This is a genomic window from Silanimonas sp. (assembly GCF_044377035.1).
GTDB lineage: Bacteria > Pseudomonadota > Gammaproteobacteria > Xanthomonadales > Xanthomonadaceae > Silanimonas.
The window spans coordinates 119,775-136,782 of record NZ_JBILJW010000009.1; the positions used below are offsets into that span (position 1 = coordinate 119,775).

13 protein-coding genes are annotated in these 17,008 nt (G+C 71.6%); 7 read left to right on the forward strand and 6 right to left on the reverse strand.

The window, feature by feature from the left end; all coding sequences use genetic code 11:
- The first annotated feature begins 138 nt into the window (after window positions 1-138).
- Window positions 139-2,091 carry an acetate--CoA ligase gene (acs, locus tag ACIQ6S_RS07020; protein WP_397607730.1) on the forward strand — a complete coding sequence of 651 codons (1,953 nt, stop codon included), beginning with the start codon at window positions 139-141 and terminating at the stop codon, window positions 2,089-2,091.
- Between the two features lie 7 nt (window positions 2,092-2,098).
- Here acs and ACIQ6S_RS07025 read toward each other — a convergent pair whose 3' ends face one another.
- Window positions 2,099-2,998 carry a LytTR family DNA-binding domain-containing protein gene (locus ACIQ6S_RS07025; RefSeq protein WP_397607731.1) on the reverse strand — a complete coding sequence of 300 codons (900 nt, stop codon included), beginning with the start codon at window positions 2,996-2,998 and terminating at the stop codon, window positions 2,099-2,101.
- A 141-nt stretch (window positions 2,999-3,139) separates the two neighbouring features.
- On the opposite strand from ACIQ6S_RS07025, the gene ACIQ6S_RS07030 reads away from it, so the two are divergent.
- Window positions 3,140-3,814 carry an outer membrane protein gene (locus ACIQ6S_RS07030; protein WP_397607732.1) on the forward strand — a complete coding sequence of 225 codons (675 nt, stop codon included), beginning with the start codon at window positions 3,140-3,142 and terminating at the stop codon, window positions 3,812-3,814.
- A 25-nt stretch (window positions 3,815-3,839) separates the two neighbouring features.
- Here ACIQ6S_RS07030 and ACIQ6S_RS07035 read toward each other — a convergent pair whose 3' ends face one another.
- From ACIQ6S_RS07035 to ACIQ6S_RS07045, 3 genes are read right to left on the reverse strand one after another with little or no spacing between them, the layout of a single operon-like run.
- Entirely contained in the window at window positions 3,840-4,547 is a 708-nt protein-coding gene (locus tag ACIQ6S_RS07035; protein WP_397607733.1) for an ABC transporter ATP-binding protein, read from the reverse strand.
- Window positions 4,537-5,763, reverse strand: coding sequence for an ABC transporter permease (locus ACIQ6S_RS07040; RefSeq protein ID WP_397607734.1), 1,227 nt, complete (start codon window positions 5,761-5,763; stop codon window positions 4,537-4,539). Before ACIQ6S_RS07040 ends, ACIQ6S_RS07035 begins: the two co-directional genes overlap by 11 nt.
- 2 nt (window positions 5,764-5,765) lie before the next feature.
- Window positions 5,766-6,959, reverse strand: coding sequence for an efflux RND transporter periplasmic adaptor subunit (locus ACIQ6S_RS07045; RefSeq protein ID WP_397607735.1), 1,194 nt, complete (start codon window positions 6,957-6,959; stop codon window positions 5,766-5,768).
- A gap of 95 nt (window positions 6,960-7,054) precedes the next feature.
- On the opposite strand from ACIQ6S_RS07045, the gene ACIQ6S_RS07050 reads away from it, so the two are divergent.
- The gene (locus ACIQ6S_RS07050) at window positions 7,055-7,834 is read left to right on the forward strand and encodes a VOC family protein (protein WP_397607736.1); all 780 of its coding nucleotides are present in this window, start codon (window positions 7,055-7,057) and stop codon (window positions 7,832-7,834) included.
- On the opposite strand, the gene ACIQ6S_RS07055 is transcribed toward ACIQ6S_RS07050, so the two are convergent.
- Window positions 7,810-8,739, reverse strand: a complete 930-nt coding sequence (locus ACIQ6S_RS07055; protein WP_397607737.1) for an SDR family NAD(P)-dependent oxidoreductase — start codon at window positions 8,737-8,739, stop codon at window positions 7,810-7,812. The genes ACIQ6S_RS07050 and ACIQ6S_RS07055 overlap by 25 nt on opposite strands.
- A 206-nt stretch (window positions 8,740-8,945) precedes the next feature.
- Here ACIQ6S_RS07055 and ACIQ6S_RS07060 point away from each other — a divergent pair, with 206 nt between their 5' ends.
- Complete coding sequence (locus tag ACIQ6S_RS07060) at window positions 8,946-10,007, forward strand: hypothetical protein (protein ID WP_397607738.1); 1,062 nt, start codon at window positions 8,946-8,948, stop codon at window positions 10,005-10,007.
- 31 nt (window positions 10,008-10,038) lie between these two features.
- Here ACIQ6S_RS07060 and ACIQ6S_RS07065 read toward each other — a convergent pair whose 3' ends face one another.
- Window positions 10,039-11,385 carry an amidohydrolase gene (locus ACIQ6S_RS07065; protein ID WP_397607739.1) on the reverse strand — a complete coding sequence of 449 codons (1,347 nt, stop codon included), beginning with the start codon at window positions 11,383-11,385 and terminating at the stop codon, window positions 10,039-10,041.
- A gap of 131 nt (window positions 11,386-11,516) precedes the next feature.
- Here ACIQ6S_RS07065 and ACIQ6S_RS07070 point away from each other — a divergent pair, with 131 nt between their 5' ends.
- From ACIQ6S_RS07070 to ACIQ6S_RS07080, 3 genes are all read left to right on the forward strand, one after another.
- The gene (locus tag ACIQ6S_RS07070) at window positions 11,517-12,479 is read left to right on the forward strand and encodes an ABC transporter substrate-binding protein (RefSeq protein ID WP_397607740.1); all 963 of its coding nucleotides are present in this window, start codon (window positions 11,517-11,519) and stop codon (window positions 12,477-12,479) included.
- Window positions 12,476-15,739: an EAL domain-containing protein gene (locus tag ACIQ6S_RS07075; RefSeq protein WP_397607741.1), complete on the forward strand. Its 3,264-nt coding sequence runs from the start codon at window positions 12,476-12,478 to the stop codon at window positions 15,737-15,739. Before ACIQ6S_RS07070 ends, ACIQ6S_RS07075 begins: the two co-directional genes overlap by 4 nt.
- 34 nt (window positions 15,740-15,773) lie before the next feature.
- Window positions 15,774-17,008, forward strand: a 1,235-nt coding sequence (locus tag ACIQ6S_RS07080) for a coniferyl aldehyde dehydrogenase (RefSeq protein ID WP_397607742.1), incomplete at its 3' end; no start/stop codon positions are given.

Here is a 17,008-nt window from a genome sequence, read left to right on the forward strand (position 1 = left end):
CTGAAGAAAGCATGCTTGGCGTGTGCCGAGCTTTGGCGACGGACTGTAGACGAGGTGGACGGCCATCGCGCCCTGACAGGCGAGACAGCGCCCGCCCTGCGTCGCACACTGGGCGGATCCCGAGAGCGAGCCCCCGCCATGGCCACCCCCGACGACCGCCTGCCCATTCCCGCCGACTTCGCCGCGCGGGCGCACTACGACAGCGCCCGCCTGGCGCAGGCCCGTGCCACCTTCGAGCGCGACCCGGACACGTGGTGGCGCTCGCTGGCCGAGCGCCTCGACTGGTCGCGCTTCCCGACCGAGATCGAGGACGTCGACTTCGATGCCGAGCGCTTCCGCATCCGCTGGTACGGCGACGGCGAACTCAACGTCGCGGCCAACTGCCTCGACCGCCAGCTCGCCACGAACGGCGACAAGGCGGCGATCCTGTTCGAACCGGATGACCCGAAGGAACCGGCGCAGCGCATCAGTTACCGCGAACTGCACGCCCGCGTTTGTCGCTTGGCGAATGCGCTGCAGAATCTCGGCGTGAAGCGAGGTGATCGCATCACCATCTACCTGCCGATGATCCCCGAAGCCGCCGTGGCCATGCTGGCCTGCGCGCGCATCGGCGCCGTGCATTCGGTGGTGTTCGGCGGCTTCGCGCCGCACGCGGTGGCCGACCGCATCGCCGACTGCGGCAGCACGCTGGTGATCACCGCCGACGAGGCGCGTCGCGGCGGCAAGCGCATCCCGCTGAAGGCCACCATCGACGAAGCCTTGGCGATGCCGGGCACAACGACCGTCTCGACGGTGCTGGTGGTGCGCAACACCGGCGCCGCGGTGCCCATGCAGATGCCGCGCGACCGCTGGTATGAATCGGTGGTCGAAGGCCAACCCGACGCGCACGACGCGCCGGTGATGGGCGCCGAGGACCCGCTGTTCATCCTCTACACCTCGGGCTCCACCGGGAAGCCGAAAGGCGTGCTGCACACCTCGGGCGGCTACCTCGCGTGGGCGAGTTGGACCTTCCACGCCGTGTTCGACCATCGTCCCGACGATGTGTTCTTCTGCACCGCCGACGTCGGTTGGATCACCGGCCACAGCTACATCGTCTACGGTCCCTTGAGCAACGGCGCCACCGCGGTGATGTTCGAAGGCGTGCCGACGTGGCCGGATTCGGGCCGCCTTTGGGACATCGTCGACCGCCACGGCGTCACCATCCTCTACACCGCGCCGACCGCCATCCGCGCGCTGATGCGCGACGGCGACGAGCCGGTGAAGAAGCGCTCGCGCAAGACGCTGCGCCTGCTCGGCACCGTCGGCGAACCGATCAACCCCGAAGCCTGGCGCTGGTACCACCGCGTGGTCGGCGACGAGCGCTGCCCGGTGGTCGACACCTGGTGGCAGACCGAAACCGGCGGGATGCTGATCTCGCCGATCCCCGGCGCCGTCGAGGCGAAACCGGGCTCTGCCACGCAGCCCCTGCCCGGCATCCGTCCGGCGCTCGTCGACGCGGACGGCAAGATCCTCGAAGGAGCCACGAGCGGCAACCTCGTGTTGCTGGGCTCCTGGCCCGGGCAGATGCGCACGGTGTTCGGTGACCACGCGCGATTCATCGACACCTACTTCAAGGCCTACCGCGGCATGTACTTCACCGGCGACGGCTGCCGTCGCGACGAAGACGGCTACTACTGGATCACCGGCCGCGTCGACGACGTCATCAACGTGTCGGGGCATCGCATCGGCACCGCGGAAGTGGAAAGCGCGCTGGTGTCTCACGCCACCGTGGCCGAAGCGGCCGTGGTTGGATTTCCGCATGACATCAAGGGCCAGGGCATCTACGCCTACGTGACGTTGAAGGCGGGCATCGACATGGACGACGCGCTGCTTGCCGAACTGAAGCAGCAGGTGCGCCACGAGATCGGGCCGATCGCCCAGCCTGACCACATCCAGTTCGCGCCCGGCCTACCGAAGACGCGCAGCGGCAAGATCATGCGGCGCATCCTGCGCAAGATCGCCGAGAACGCACCGGACCAATTGGGCGACACGACGACCCTGGCCGATCCGGCGGTGGTGCAGCACCTCGTCGAGCACCGGCTGGTGCGCTGAGGTCGACTCAGCCCATCGGATCGATCACGAATCCGCTGCCGAGGCGCTCGCGCACCTCGGCGAGGCGACGCCGGCTGATCGGTACGCGCTCACCGCCGCGCAGCTCGCAGGCCCAGCCCTTGGCGCTCTTCGAGACGCGCCGCAGGTGCGCGAACGCGATCCAGTGCGAGCGGTGCACGCGCAGGCCCGCCTCGGGCAGGGCGGCCTCGACTTCGGCGAGGCTGCCCAGCACCGTCGCCCGGCCCAACGCGGTGCGCACTTGCAGGTAGTGCAGGTCGGCATCGATGCGGACGATATCGCGACCGATGGCGGCGGGCAGGCGTTCGAAAAAGGGCGATGCGGCCAGCTCGGGCGTGTCGTGCGCCGGCGCGATCGTCGCATCGACGATCCCAGCGTCGCTGCGGTCGTTGCCCACGACCATCGGCGGAATCGGGCTGCCGCCCACGGGGGCCGACGGGGACTCGCGGATCACCGTGGGCGCCAGCGGCACGAGGTTCAGCAGCGCCCAGCTGACGAGGTAGCTCGGCGCCAGTTGCAGCCATTCGGCCACCAGGGCCAGCCCGCCACCCGCCGCCTCCCACTGGTCCAGGACGTCGTCCGACGGGCCTTCCGCCGGCATCGGGAACAGGCGCTCGAAACCGAGGGCCAGGGGAGCGAAAGCGAGGCTGCCCAGCAGGCCACCGACCAGCAGGCGTGACCAGGCCGGCGCCGCCCTCAGGATGGACCAACGCGCCGTGGCATGGGTGGCGACGATGGCCAGCGCGAGCCCGACCCCGATGTGCACAATCCACACCGCCCAAGCGGCGAACCAGGGCAACGTCCGCGTCGGCTCCGGCTCGAGTTGGGCGAACAGCAGGGCCAAGGCGATGACGACGATCGGCCAGGTGCGGGCGTAATGGGCGGTCATGGCGGGAGTTTAGGGCGGCCGTTCGTGCAGGCAACGTGCCGCTGGTGCAGCCGGCACACGACGGTCACACCAGCGTCGATGCGGCGTGGGCAGCTTAGGGGCACCGCGCACCCCGGCGCGGCCTGACCCGGAGACCCCGAGATGACCCGACACACGACCCCGACCCCCCGCCGCCGCGCCGCCCTCTGCCTCGCGCTGGCCCTGGCTGCCGCGCCAGCGGCCCAAGCCAGCGACGAGGGCCTCTACGCCACCGCCCTGCTCGGCCTCGCCAACCAGTCCGACCAGACGCTGACCTGGAGCGGCATCACCGCCCCGCCGTCCGGGAATCAATCGCGCAACCTCGCCCTCGACAGCGGCCTGCTCGGCGGCGGCGCCCTCGGCTGGGCCTTCGGGAACGGCTGGCGGGTGGAGGGCGAATTCGTCTACCAGAGCGTCGACGCCGGCAATCCCGGCTTCGCCGCGCCCGGCCCGCAGGGCAACGGCGACAACTTCGCCTCGACCAGCGCCGCCGTGAACCTGCTCTACGACATCGACCTGTTCGGCTCGGAGAAGGCCCGGACCTACGTCGGCGTGGGCTATGCCCAGTTGACGGAGGTCGACATGGACATCGGCAGTTCGTCCTACAGCGGCGATGGTGACGGCATCCAGCTTCTGTTCGGGGCGCGCTACGACCTCGGCGATAACCTCTTCATGGATGCCGGGCTGCGATGGCTCGACGCCGGCAAGGTGACGCTCGATGCCGAGACCGGCAGCGGTCGCATCACGACCGATTACGCGCCTTGGGCGGTGACGGTGGGTCTCGGCTGGCGCTTCTGAGCAAGGGCGGGCCAACCGACCCCGCTCAACCCGCGCGCCGCGGCCCGTCGCTGACGATGCGCCCGTCGACCAGCTCGATCACCCGGTCGCAGCGGTCGGCGAGGCGCGGGTCATGCGTCACCACCAGCACGGCGAAGCCGCGCTCGGCGTGCAGCCGGCGCAGCAGGGCGAAGACCTCGTCGGCCGTCTGCGTGTCGAGGTTGCCGGTGGGCTCGTCGGCGAGCAGCAGGGCGGGCCGCGCCATCAGCGCACGGACGATGGCCACGCGCTGCTGCTGGCCGCCGGAGAGCGCCATCGGTTTGCGGTCGGCGAGCGTGCCGAGGCCCACGGCTTCCAGCAGCTCCTTCGCCTCGGCGATGAGGGCGGGCGTGGGTCGGCCCTCGCGGGCCAGCCTCGGCATCATCACGTTCTCCAGCGCGGTGAACGCCGGCAGCAAGTGGTGGAACTGGAACACGAAGCCGATGGCTTCGCCGCGCAGCCGCGTGCGGGTGTCGTCGTCGAGCGCGCGCGTCGGTTGGCCGAGCAGTTCGATCTCGCCCTCGGTGGGCGAGTCGAGCTGGCCCAGCAGATTCAACAGCGTCGTCTTGCCCGAGCCCGACGGGCCAATGAGTGCTGCGAACTCGCCGCGGCGCAATTCGAAACCAAGGCCGTGCAGCACTTCGATCTCGCTGGGCAGGCCGACGTTGTAGCGCTTGCGCACGCCGTCGAGGCGCAGGACGAGGTCATCCGCCACGCATCGCCTCCACCGGATCGAGTCGTGCCGCACGACGCGCTGGGGCCATGGCCGCCAGCATGCCCACCACGGTGGCCATCGCCGAAGCGCCGACGAACAGCGCCGGCGTGACGACGAGGGCGAAGGCGCCGCGCCCCGAACGCGCGAGGCCCATCAGGTCCCACAACCCGAGCAGGCCGGCGCCGATCAGGCAGCCGAAGGCCGCGCCGATGAGGCCGACCAGCGCGCCCTGCAGCAGGAAGATCCGCAGCACCTGGCCACGTTGCGTGCCCATGGCGCGCAGGATGCCGATCTCGCGTCCGCGCTGCACCACGCTCACCGCCAGCACGCTGGCGATGCCGAAGGCGGCGGAAAGGCCCACGAACACCTTGATCAGGTTGGTCGACATGCTCTGCGCCGCGAGCGCGCCGAGGATGTTGCTGTTGAGCGTCATCCAGCTTTCGGCCTGGATGCCGAGGCGCGCAGCGATCCGCTGGGCGACGTCTTCGGCCTCGAAGATCTCGCGCACGCGAAGGTCGATGCTGGTGGCACCGCCCGGCAGGTCGAGCAGGCTCTGCGCAGGCTTCATCGCGAGGTAGACGAAGCGGCCGTCGAGGTCGCGCACGCCGAGCTCGAACAGCGCGACGATGGTGAACACGTCGCTGCGGCCGTCGCCGGTGTCGAGACGGATGCGGTCGCCCAACTGTGCGCCGAGATCTTTCGCGAGCTCGCGGCCGATCGCCACGTCGTTGCCGACGATGCGCCAGCGGCCCTCCTTGACGTTGTCGGGCACCGGCACGATGCGCACGTAGCGTTCCGGATCGATGCCCATCAGCACCACCGCGCGGCTGGCGGCACCGCGACGCGCGAGCGCCGGGCCGGACACCAGCGGCGAGACCGCCGTCACTTCGGGAAAGCCGGCCAGCGCGGTTTCGATGCGCTGCCACTGGTCGACCGAGCGCAGGCGCTGCGCGCGCTGGTCAACGCGGGAGAGCACCGCCGTCTCGCCGTCGACGCGCAGCGGCCGGGCCACCTCGTCCGGTGCGCTGATGCGGATGTGCGCCTGAGTGCCCAGCGTGCGGTCGATGATCTGCTTCTGCAATCCGCCGATGAGGGCAGTGAGGAAGACGATGACCGCCACGCCCACGCCGATGCCGGTGATGATCAGCAGGGTCTGGGCGCGGCCCTCCAGCAGCAGGCGGGTGGCCAGCGTCCATTCGAACCAGAGCCGCGACACGTTCATTCCGCCGCGGCGACGCGGACGCGCGCACCGTCGGCCGGCGCACCGGCCAGCGGCAGCACGGCCTCGCCTTCGGCCAGTCCTTCGAGCACCTCGACACGGTCGACGCCGCGAAGCCCGAGCGTCACCGGCACGCGCTGCACGCGGCCCTCGCGAACGACGAGCACGGTCGACGGCCCGGCGCTGTCGCTCGTATCGACGGCATCGATCGGCAGCACCAGCGCGCGCTCGCGGCGCCCCACTTCGATGTCGATGGAGACGGTCATGTCCTGCCGCAGCGTGGCCGGCGGCTCGGGCACTTCGACGCGCACTTCCACGGTGCCGGTCTGCGGGTCGACGGCCGGTGCGATGAACACCACGCGGGCCGGCAGGCGCTGGCTGGGAAAGGCATCGGCCGACACCAGCGCCGTTTGGCCCTCGGCGAGGCGATCGAGATTGCGCTCGTCCACCTGCGCGACAACCAGCAGGTCGCCGTCGCGGGCCAGTTCGACGATGCCGCGGCCGGCCTGCACCACGTCGCCGGGCTCGGCGAGCCGGCGCAGCACGGTGCCCGCCACGCGGGTGCGGATCACGGTCTGGGCCAGCGCCGCCTCGGCGGTGGCGACGCGATCGCGCAACAGGCGTTCGGTGCTGCCGCCGGGGCCGGAGGCGCGCGCCTGCGCTTCCGCTCCCGCCAGCGCGGCCTCGGCCACGCGACGGGCCTGCGTGGCCTGTTCGGCGCGGTCGCGGGCCACGAGGCCCTTGGCGGCGAGTTCGGCGAAGCGCGCGGCATCGCGGCGTGCCTGTTCGGCTGCGCCTCGCGCCTGCACCAGGGTGGCCGCATCCACCGGACGCTCGCGCTCCAGCAGTTGCGCCAGTGCCGCACGGGCTTCCTCGAGTTTTGCGCGCTCGTCGTCGTCGGAGAGCCGAGCCACGACATCGCCAGCCGCCAGACGATCACCCTCGCGCACCGGACGTTCAACGACGGTGCCGGTGATCTCGCTGCCGACGGTGACGCGCGATGGCGTCTCGACGCGACCGGTGGCCACGACATTGGCGAGCAGCGGGCGGGCCTCGACGCGATAGGCCTCGACGACAGGACCGGAGACCCAGCCGGGCACGCGCGAGGCCAGGGCCAGGAGGACGAGCGCAGCCACGGCCCAAGGCCAGTGGCGACGCAGCGCGGTGAGGACGGAGGGCGAGGTGATCGACATCACGGGAGCGTAGCGCAGGGCGGGACTGGCACACCGTGCGGAAGCGCGTCACGCTCAGCCCACCCCGCGCCGCGCGCGCCGCCCTGGAGACGACCATGCCCGTCCACACCCCGCCGCTCGGTGCCCCGTGCTGGTTCGAACTGGCCAGCACCGATCCCGCGCGCTCCATCACCTTCGCCCACGCGGTGTTCGGCTGGTCGGCCGATGAGCAGGGCACGCCGATGGGGCCCTACGCCTTCATGGCCAATGCGACCGCCGCGGTGGGGGCCATCTGCGGCCTGCCACCCGGCGCCGAAGGCGCGCCCTCGTTCTGGAGCGCCTACTTCCTCGTGGCCGATGTCGACGCGTCGCGCGCCAAGGCCATCGCGCTCGGGGCCACGCCCTTCGGCGAGCCCTTCGACGTGCCCGGGATGGGCCGCGGCGCGGTGCTGGCCGACCCGGGCGGCGCGGTCTTCAACCTCTGGCAGGCGGACGCGGCGGCCGGCGGCGAGTTCGCGATGTTCGAGGACTTCAGCATCGGCTGGGTCGAACTCGCCACGCGCGACGTCGAGGCCGCGCAGCGTTTCTATGGCGAACTGCTCGGCTGGAGCTTCAAGGATTCGGCCAACGCGCCCGCCGGCACGCGCTACAGCGAGTACGCGGTCGGCGAAACGCACTACGGCGGCCTGTTGCAGATGACCGCCGAGTGGGGCGACCTGCCGGCGCACTGGTCGCTGTATGTGGTCGTTCCGGACCTTGGGATCGCGCTGTCGGCCACTGACGCGGCGGGCGGCAGCGTGAGCGTGCCGGCCTTCGACGCGCCGGGCGTGGGCCGCATCGCCCGCATCGACGACCCGACCGGCGCCGGGCTCTACCTGATCGAACTCGCACGCTGACGCAGGAGGGCCACCAGCGCCTCCGCGCTCGCACCGCCGCGCGTCATGGCGAAGGCGTGCTCGGTGTCGCGGTGGCGGTCGAGCCAGAGCCCCCCCTCCGGCCGCGGCTCGGGCCGCGTCGCTGCCAGCCACAGCGTGGTGTCGGCGCCCTGCTCGCCGTTGCGCAGCACGCGGCGCAACACGCGGCGGAATCCCGGCAGGGACGAGCGCACGCCATCGGTGTCGACCCAGCCCGGGTGCATCACGTGCGCACGGGGGCCGTGCGCCTCCGCGTTCCACGCACGGGTGAGCTCGATCTGCGCGCGTTTGTGCTGCGCGTAGGCCATGAAGCCGTCGTGGTGGGCCGCGTCGCGCGCCTCGAGGGCGTCGAGATCGAGCTTCGCGCCGTAGGCGCCACCGGAGCTCATCGCGATGATCAGGCTGCCGGCGTCGAGGGCGCCGGCCTCACGCAAAGCCGACGTCATCGCGAAGGGCACCAGCAGGTTGGTCGCGAAGCTGGTTTCCACGCCCTCGGACGTCCGCGTATGCGCGTGCAGCATCACGCCGACGTTGTGCACCAGCACATCGAAGCGCGGGGCGTGCGCGGCCCAAGCCTCGGCCTCCGCAACGCGGGATAGATCCAGCGGAACGACGTGCAGCCGGCGTGCGCCCTCGCCGGCATCGCGGCGCAGGGCCTCGAGCTTGGCCGCGTCGCGCGCCAGCGCATGCACCTCGGCCCCCCCGTGCAAGGCGCCGAGCACGATGGCGCGGCCGATGCCGCCACTCGCCCCGGTAACGCACCAGCGCTGGCCGCGGAAATCGAAGGGCGCGGCGGGGCGGGCCGCGAGGCGGCGCCGATGGCCGAACGTGGAGAACGGCCCGAGGAAGCGGGCGTAGAAAACCAGCGAGGCGAGCGTCTTGAGCATGCGTGCAGCATCGCGCAATCCGCGGCGAGGCGCGGTGATCGGGATGCGAGCGGGGGGTGAGGGGGCTCATGCCCAGGTCCGGCGGGGAATCGGACAGCGCTTGGGAAGCCCATCGGACGCAGGCGCCCGCTCGTCGGCTCGGGCTGGCGGAGGTGAAGGGCGCTTTGCTCAGATGCCCGCTTCGCCTGCCGCCCCCCGTGCCCCCAATGAACCACGACGCCGAGCTCGACCTGCTCCACGCCCAGTCCGCCGACATCGCCGCCGCCCAGCGCCCGCTGCTGATCGCGCTCGCCCTTGCGGTGGTCGCCGTGGTGGGGCTCGCCACCAGTTCGCCCCTGCTCGGCATCGTCGGATGGTTCGGCGGCCTGCTGGTCGGCATCTACGCCATCAGCCGCGGCGCCGCGGCCATCGAACTGCCGGCGCTGGCGAAGTATCCGGCGATGATCGCGACCTTCGTGCCCGGCTTCTGCGCGCTGGCCACGGGGGGCGTGTGGTGGCTGTCGCGCAACGCCGCCTCGGCGAATGCGGAGGCGATCACGCGCGTCGAGCGCAGCGCACGACTGGCGGCACAGCGGCCTGCTGCGGCCCCGGCCACGGCGGCCACGCCACAGCGGGTACCGGCGGCGGCGCCCGCGGTCACGGGCACCCCCGCGATGCCCTCACCGATGCCGGAGAAGGCCTTCCCCGCCGTCCGCGCGGTGCTCGGCACCGCCGTCGCCGAGGGCGCGGCCTTGTCGATGACGCCGGGCATTCCCCGTCCGGAGGGGATGAGCGAAGCCGACTTCCAGACGATGCTGAAAGCCTCGGGGCCGGTGGCGCGCGCCACGCTCGGGCATTTCGTCGTCGTCTACCGGATGGACAACGGTGACAACTGGCTCTACGTCGACGAGCAGGCGCGGGAGAAATCCGGCCTCACCCGCGACGGCCTGCACCGCAAGGCACTGCAGAACCTGATGGCCATCGTGAAGCGGCCGGGACAGCTGCGGCAAGTCGACCATCCGCCCTACCTGGGCTTCCTGCTCGATGGCGAACACGAGTCGTCGCTGGTGCTCGTCGACGAGATCTGGAAGGCCGTGCTTCGCAACGACTGCCCGAACGGCGCAGTGGTGGCGATCCCCGCGCGCGACCTCTGCATGTTCTGCGACGCCGATTCGCCGGAGGGCATCATCGCGCTGCGCGAGATGGGCGCGAAGTTCCGCGGCCAGCCCGGCTTCGTTTCCGACCAGCTGCTGCTCTACACCGCGCAGGGCTGGTCGGCGTTCCGCTGAACGCGTCGGCGCGCGGCGCCGACGCCCGGCCTCACGGCGCGCCGCCTGCCGCGCCTTTCCCGACGTCCGTACCGCCGAGGTAATCGAGCGCCAGGCCCGCCATCACCCGCACGCCAAGGTCGAGGCCGCGGTCGTCGATCTGGAATTCCGGCGTGTGGTGGCCGGGCGCCTGCGCTTCCGGCAGGGCGGGATCGCGGCCGCCGAGGAAGACGAACAGCCCCGGCGCTTCCTGCGCGAAGAACGAGAAGTCCTCGGCGCCGGTGACGGCCGGGCGCAGCAGCACCTTCTCGGCTCCGGCGGCGCGCTGCAGGCTCGGCAGCATCCGCGCGGTGAGTTCGGGATCGTTGAAAGTGACCGGATAGGCCACGCCGTCGGGCACCGTCACTTCGGCTGTTGCACCCATGGCCCCCGCGATCTGCGTTGCGACCGCGCGCACGCGCTCGCGCAGCAGCGTGCGGGTCTCGTCGTTCAGGGCGCGCAGCGTGCCCTCGAGTTCCACCTGCTCGGGGATGATGTTGGCGCGCACGCCACCGGTGATGCGGCCCACCGACACCACGGCGGCGCCCTCGGTGAGCTCGACGTTGCGGCTGACGATGGTCTGCAGGCCCATCACCACCTGCGTGGCGGTGACGATCGGATCGACGCTGCTCCACGGATAGGCACCGTGCGCCTGCTTGCCCTTGATGACGATGCGGAACGACTCGGCGCTGGCCATCGTGCCGCCGGGGCGGTAAGCGACATGGCCGACCGGCAGGACGGAATTGACGTGCAGGCCGAACACCGCCTCGACCTTCGGGTTCTGCATCACGCCTTCCCTCACCATCAGCTCGGCACCGCCCTCCTCGCCGGCGGGCGGGCCTTCCTCGGCGGGCTGGAAGAAGAACTTGATGGTGCCGGGGATCGAATCGCGGCGCGCCGCGAGCACTTCGGCCACGCCCATCAGGATGGCCACGTGCGCGTCGTGGCCACAGGCGTGCATCACGCCCACCTCCTGGCCGTTGTAGGTGCCGCGCACCTTCGACGCGTAGGGCAGGTCGACGCGCTCGGTCACGGGCAGCGCATCCATGTCGGCGCGCAGCGCGATCACTGGGCCCGGCTTGCCACCCACCAAGGTGCCGACGACGCCGGTGTGCGCGACGCCCGTCCGTACGTCGATGCCCAGGCCCTTGAGGTGCTCGGCCACCAGCGCGGACGTGCGGAACTCGCGGTTGCCCAGCTCGGGATGCTGGTGGATGTCGCGACGCCACGCGACCACCTTCGGCTCGATGGCGGCGATGGCGGCGTCGAGCGAGGCATCGGCCTGCACCGGGCGCGCGGTAGCGATCGCGGCGGCGACGAGGGCCAGGGTCAGGGCGGCACGACAAGCAGGAACAGGCATCGCGGGCACTCCAAGTTCAACGAAGGAGGCGCCGGGGGAGCGAGGACGCTAGCACGACCGGCGGCCCGGGGCCTTCCCGATTGCCGGCACCGGAAGCGCGTGCGAGAGTCGGGGCTTGGCGCGGAGACCGCATGCCCACACCTCGAACCGCACGGCTCCTCGTGGTACTGGCCTTCGTCGTGGTCGGGGCGTTGGGGGTGCAGCTGCGTTGGGGCATCCAAGCCCCCGAGACGCAGACGCTGCGCATCGGCATCGGCCCGTGGATCGGCTACGAACCCTTCGTCGCCGAGCGCGAGCTGGGCCAATGGCCGGAGCGCGTGGCCCTGGTCGAGCTGGAGTCGAACACCGAGACACTCGACGCCTTCATCGAAGGCCGCATCGACGTCGCCGGACTGACCCTCGACGAAACCCTGCGGCTCGCCCGGCGCGGCGTCGACCATCGGGTGATCGCCGTGCTCTCCGATTCGCGCGGCGGCGATGCCGTGCTCGGTCGTCCCGGCCTCGCTGGCCTCGGTGCCCTCGCCGGCCGCCCGGTGCTCGTCGAAGACACCGCCGTCGGCACGCTGATGCTCGCCGCCGCGCTCGATGAAGTCGGCCTCTCCCTCGCCGACGTGCAGGTCGAGCGGACCCAGGCCACGCGCATCGACCTCGCCTGGTCGAAGGGCTTCGCCGACGCCGTGGTGGCGTATTCGCCGGTGATCGAACAACTCCAAGCGCAGGGCGCGGTGGAGTTGTTCTCGACGCGCGACCATCCGGGCCTGGTGCTGGACGTGCTCGTGGTACGACCGGAGGCCCTCCAGCAGCCGGAGACGATCACCGCGATGATCGAAGCCTGGGACCGCGGCCTCGCGCGTTTGGCCTTACGTCGTCCGCAGGATGCCGCGCTGCTGGCACCGGGCCTCGGGCTCTCGGCCGCGGAATACACCGCGGCGCTCGACAAGGTGGAGCTCATCCCCGCGGCCCGCAGCCGGGCGATGTTCGAAGGCCGACCCTCGCCCTTCGAGGCGAGCCTCATCCGCATCGAAGCGGCCTGGCCGCCGGGCGCCGGGGAGCGCGCGGCTCGACCGTTGCTCGCGCCGGAGGGCCGGCCATGATCCGCTGGCTGCTGCGCTGGCCGTCGCAGGTCAGCCTTGTGGCGGTGCTGGTGGTGACGGCGCTGCTGGCGAGCGTCGTCGTGCTCACGGCCCATCGTCAGGGCGCCCGGCAGGACGCGCGGCGCGATACCGAGGCGCGGATGGAGCAGCTCGCCCACGGACAGGCCCGGCGTCTCATCGGCCTCGCGGAAACCCGCGATGCGCTGGGGCTGCAGCGCGCCATCGGTAGCCTGGCCCTCACACCGGACGTCATCGGCGCCTGGTGGGTGGACGCGGAAGGGCGGGTGCGCGGAAGCCTGTTGCGCCGCGAGCTCGGCCGGCCGCTCGGCGAGGTGCTGCGCGACAGCGGCTTGGCTCCCGATGCCGTCGACGCCATCGAGGCGATCGTCTTCCAAGCGGCCGACCACAGCCAAGTCCTTGGTGGCGAGCGCGTGGTCGCCGCCACGCCGCTGCGGCTGTCGCCGGCCCTCGGCGGCGAAGGCCACCTCATCCTGCTCGGAGATGCCGAGGGCGCATTCCGCCAGGGCATGGCCATCGGCTACCAGCGCCTCGGCGTGCAATGGTTCGTCATTGGTCTCCTGGGCGTGATCCTGTGGAGCCTGCTGCAGCGCCTGTGGGTGCGCCGCAGTCGCGCGCTGCAGGCCTATGCCCAGGCGATCCAGCACGTGGAAGCCGAGCCACCCGTCCTGCTCGAAGGTGGCGACGAGCTCGCCGACATCACCCGCGCCGTCGCCGCGACCGGCCGTGTGCTGCATGCCGACGCCCGCATGCTGCGCGCACTCAACGAGTGCAGCCGACTCGTGCTGCGCTACCCCGACCTGCCGACCCTGCTGCCGGCGATACGGCGCGTGCTGGTGGAGCAGGCGGGCTTCGTCGCGGTGTCGCTGCTGCTGGTGGAACGCGGCAGCAATTCCCGCCGCATCCGCCGCGAAGGCGGCGACGACGTGCCCGGCCTGCCCGATCGCCTCGATCTCGATGCCCCAGGGGACGCCGCCCGTGAGCTGGCCGAAGCGCTCGACGATCGGGAGGCGCGCGGGGTGACGCTGGCCGGCCGGCGCGCCGTGGTGCTGCCCCTCGCGGGCCCCGACCGCCTGTTGGGCGCCTTGGTGCTGATGGGCGGCCGTGCCGAAGCCATGGGCGAGGAGACGCTGGACGTGCTCTCGTCCATCGCCGCGGACCTCAGCCTGACCCTCGCCCACCAGCGCACCGCGGTGCTGGCCAGCGAAGCCAACCAGCGCTTCGCGGCCGCACTCGCCGCCGCCGACCTGGGCACCTGGGAACGCGACCGCGGCGGCGGCGTGCTGCGCGCCAACGATCGCTGGTTCGCGATCCTCGGGCGCACGCCGGAGCCGGCCATTCCGCTCGCGACCTGGCAGGACTGGCTGCAGCCCGACGACGCCCACGCCCTCTCCGAAGCAGAAGGCGCCGCGCTCGCCAGCAACGACACCTACGAGCTCGACCTCCGCGTGAAGCACGCGGACGGCCACTGGGTCTGGGTGCACGAGGTGGGCCGCGTTGTGGCCCGCGATGCCGACGGCCTGCTGCTGCGCGTACGCGGCGTCACCCTCGACAGCACCGAACGGCGGCGCAGCGAGGCCTCGCGCCGGCTTGCCGGCGCCATCGTCGACAACACCCGCGAGGGCATCCTCGTCTGCAACGCCGACGGCGTGATCCTCTCGGTGAACCGCGCTTTCGAGCGGCTCACCGGCTACCCCAGCGAGGAGATCGTCGGCCATCGCGCCTCCGTCCTGAGTTCCGGCCTGCACGACAGCGCCTTCTACGGCGCGATGTGGGCCTCGCTCGCCGAGCGCGGCCACTGGGAAGGCGAGATCTGGAACCGGCGCCGCAATGGCGAGGTGTTCCCCGAGTGGCTGTCGATCTCGCGCATTCCCGGCGACCACCTCGACGGCGCCTGCTACGTCGGCCAGTTCGCGGACCTGACGGAACGCCAGGAGGTGCAACGCCGCCTCGACCTGCTCAGCCGCAGCGACCCGCTGACCGGCCTCGACAACCGCCGTTCCTTCCTGCAGGCGGTGGCGGGCGCCCTCGTTGAAAACCCCGCCGTCGCGGTGCTGGCGGTCAACCTCGACGGCTTCCGCCAGGTGAACCAGAGCCTCGGCATGGAAGCCGGCGACGCGGTGCTGCGCATCGTCGCCGACCGCCTGCGCGCGACCGTGCCCGCGGGGGCCTTGCTCGGCCGCGTGGAGGGCGACCTCTTCGCCATCGGCCTGCCCGGCGGTGACACATCGGCCGCGCACCAGCACGCCGAATCGCTGTACGCGGCGTTCCGAACCCCGATCACCGTCGCCGACGCCGCCCTCGTGCTCGGCCTCAGCATCGGCGTCGCCGCCGCCCCCGAGCACGGCGGCGAGGCGGAAACCCTGCTGGTGGCCGCAGGGGCCGCGGTGCACGAGGCGCATGAGAGCGGCCGCAACACCGTCGCCGTCTATGTGCCCGGCCGCAGCGCGGTCAGCCGCGAGCGCCTCGCGATGGAATCGCAGCTGCGCCTCGCCCTGCAGGCCGGCGAGCTCTATCTGGTGTTCCAGCCGCAGGTGGCGCTGCACGACGGCCACCTGATCGGCATCGAGGCGCTGGTGCGCTGGCGGCATCCCACGCGCGGCATCGTCGCGCCCGGCGCTTTCATCGGCATCGCCGAGGACACCGGGCTGATCGTGCCGCTCGGCGAGTTCGTGCTGCGCGAGGCCTGCCAGGCCGCCATGCGCCTGCGGCTGGCCGGGCTGCCGGCCGTGCCGGTGTCGGTGAACGTCTCCGCGCTGCAGTTCCGCCGCGACGGCTTCATGCCCACGGTGCAGGCGGCGCTGCAGGCCAGCGGCCTCACCCCGAGCCTGCTCGAGCTGGAGCTCACCGAATCGGTGCTGATGCGCGGTACCGACGACATGCTGGCGCGCATGCACATCGTCCGGGAGGCCGGCGTGCGCATCGCCATCGACGATTTCGGCACCGGCTTCTCCTCGCTGGCCTACCTGTCGCGGATGGGGCTCGACCGGCTGAAGATCGACCAGGCCTTCGTCCGCGACATGCGCCAGTCGGCGCGCGCCGAGGGCATCGTGAAGGCCATCATCGCGATGGCCAAGCACCTGCAGCTCGACGTCATCGCCGAAGGCGTCGAGGAGGCCGAAGACGCGGCGCACCTGCTCCTGCTGGGCTGCGACGACGCGCAGGGCTACTTCTACGGCCGGCCAATGGAGGAAGCCGCGCTGCTCGACTGGGCCCGCGGTAGCGGACGGATGCCGGAGTAGACTGGGCCTTTCCGCACCACCGGCACCGAAACCCATGGACAGCCGCGAACCCGCCCAGGCCCCGGCCCACACGCCCGCCTCGCTCGCCACCACCCTCGCGACCCTGCGCGCGGCATGGCTGAAGCGGCGCCCCGATTTCGCCCAGCGCCGTACCGACCTCGACCATCTCGCCGCGGCCATCAAGGCGAAGCGCGAGGCCATCGTCGAAGCCATCAATGCCGACTTCGGCCGCCGTGCGAGCGTCGAAACGCTGGCCGCCGACGTGATGGTGACGCTCGAGGAGATCAAGCACGTCCGCAAGCACCTGCGCTCGTGGATGAAGCCGAAGCGCGCCCCGATCAATGTGCTGTTCCTGCCGGCGCGCGGCGAGATCCGCTACCTGCCGCTGGGCGTGGTCGGCATCGTCGCGCCGTGGAACTACCCCTTCCAGCTGGCGATCATCCCGCTCGTCGACGCGATCGCCGCCGGCAACCACGTGATGATCAAGCCCAGCGAGTTCACGCCGCGTACCAGCGCGCTGATCCGCGAAATCTGCGCTGCGGTGTTCCCGCCGGAGCGCGTCACCGTGGTCGAGGGTGGCGCCGAGGTCGGTGCCGCCTTCACCGCCCTGCCCTTCGACCATCTGTTGTTCACCGGCAGCACCGCCGTGGGCCGCAAGGTGATGGCCGCCGCCGCCCCGAACCTGACGCCGGTGACGCTGGAACTCGGCGGCAAGTCGCCGGCGCTGATCGCCCCCGGTTTCGACCTCGCGCTGGCCGCCGAGCGCATCGCCACCGGCAAGCTGTTCAACGCCGGCCAGACCTGCGTCGCGCCGGATTACGTGCTGGTGCCGGAAGCGCAGCGCGAAGCCTTCATCGACCTGTTCTTCGCCGCGGTGGCCAAGCGCCTGCCGACGCTGGGCGACAACCCCGACCTCACCTGCGTGATCAACCCCCGGCAGTCGCAGCGCCTGCGCGAATGGCTGGACGATGCGAAACAGCGCGGCGTGGCGATCCGCCAGCACACGCCGGACGACGGCAAGGCCGCGCCGGGCGAGATCATCCCGCCGACCGTGCTGATCGATCCGCCGGACGAGGCCCGCGTGATGCAGGAGGAGATCTTCGGCCCCCTGCTGCCGGTGAAGGGCTACCGCACGCACGACGAGGCACTCGCCTACATCCTCGGCCGCGACCGGCCGCTGGCCTTCTACCCCTTCGACCGGGACAGCGCGCGCCTCGAGCGCACGCTCGACACCGTCGTCGCCGGCAGCGTCTGCGTGAACGACACGCT

What these genes read in the sequence shown, in the direction of transcription:
- acs (WP_397607730.1), top strand. Translation starts at nt 139, where the DNA reads ATGGCCACCCCCGACGACCGCCTGCCCATTCCCGCCGACTTCGCCGCG.
- ACIQ6S_RS07025 (WP_397607731.1), bottom strand. Translation starts at nt 2,998, where the DNA reads ATGACCGCCCATTACGCCCGCACCTGGCCGATCGTCGTCATCGCCTTG.
- ACIQ6S_RS07030 (WP_397607732.1), top strand. Translation starts at nt 3,140, where the DNA reads ATGACCCGACACACGACCCCGACCCCCCGCCGCCGCGCCGCCCTCTGC.
- ACIQ6S_RS07045 (WP_397607735.1), bottom strand. Translation starts at nt 6,959, where the DNA reads ATGTCGATCACCTCGCCCTCCGTCCTCACCGCGCTGCGTCGCCACTGG.
- ACIQ6S_RS07050 (WP_397607736.1), top strand. Translation starts at nt 7,055, where the DNA reads ATGCCCGTCCACACCCCGCCGCTCGGTGCCCCGTGCTGGTTCGAACTG.
- ACIQ6S_RS07055 (WP_397607737.1), bottom strand. Translation starts at nt 8,739, where the DNA reads ATGCTCAAGACGCTCGCCTCGCTGGTTTTCTACGCCCGCTTCCTCGGG.
- ACIQ6S_RS07060 (WP_397607738.1), top strand. Translation starts at nt 8,946, where the DNA reads ATGAACCACGACGCCGAGCTCGACCTGCTCCACGCCCAGTCCGCCGAC.
- ACIQ6S_RS07065 (WP_397607739.1), bottom strand. Translation starts at nt 11,385, where the DNA reads ATGCCTGTTCCTGCTTGTCGTGCCGCCCTGACCCTGGCCCTCGTCGCC.
- ACIQ6S_RS07070 (WP_397607740.1), top strand. Translation starts at nt 11,517, where the DNA reads ATGCCCACACCTCGAACCGCACGGCTCCTCGTGGTACTGGCCTTCGTC.
- ACIQ6S_RS07075 (WP_397607741.1), top strand. Translation starts at nt 12,476, where the DNA reads ATGATCCGCTGGCTGCTGCGCTGGCCGTCGCAGGTCAGCCTTGTGGCG.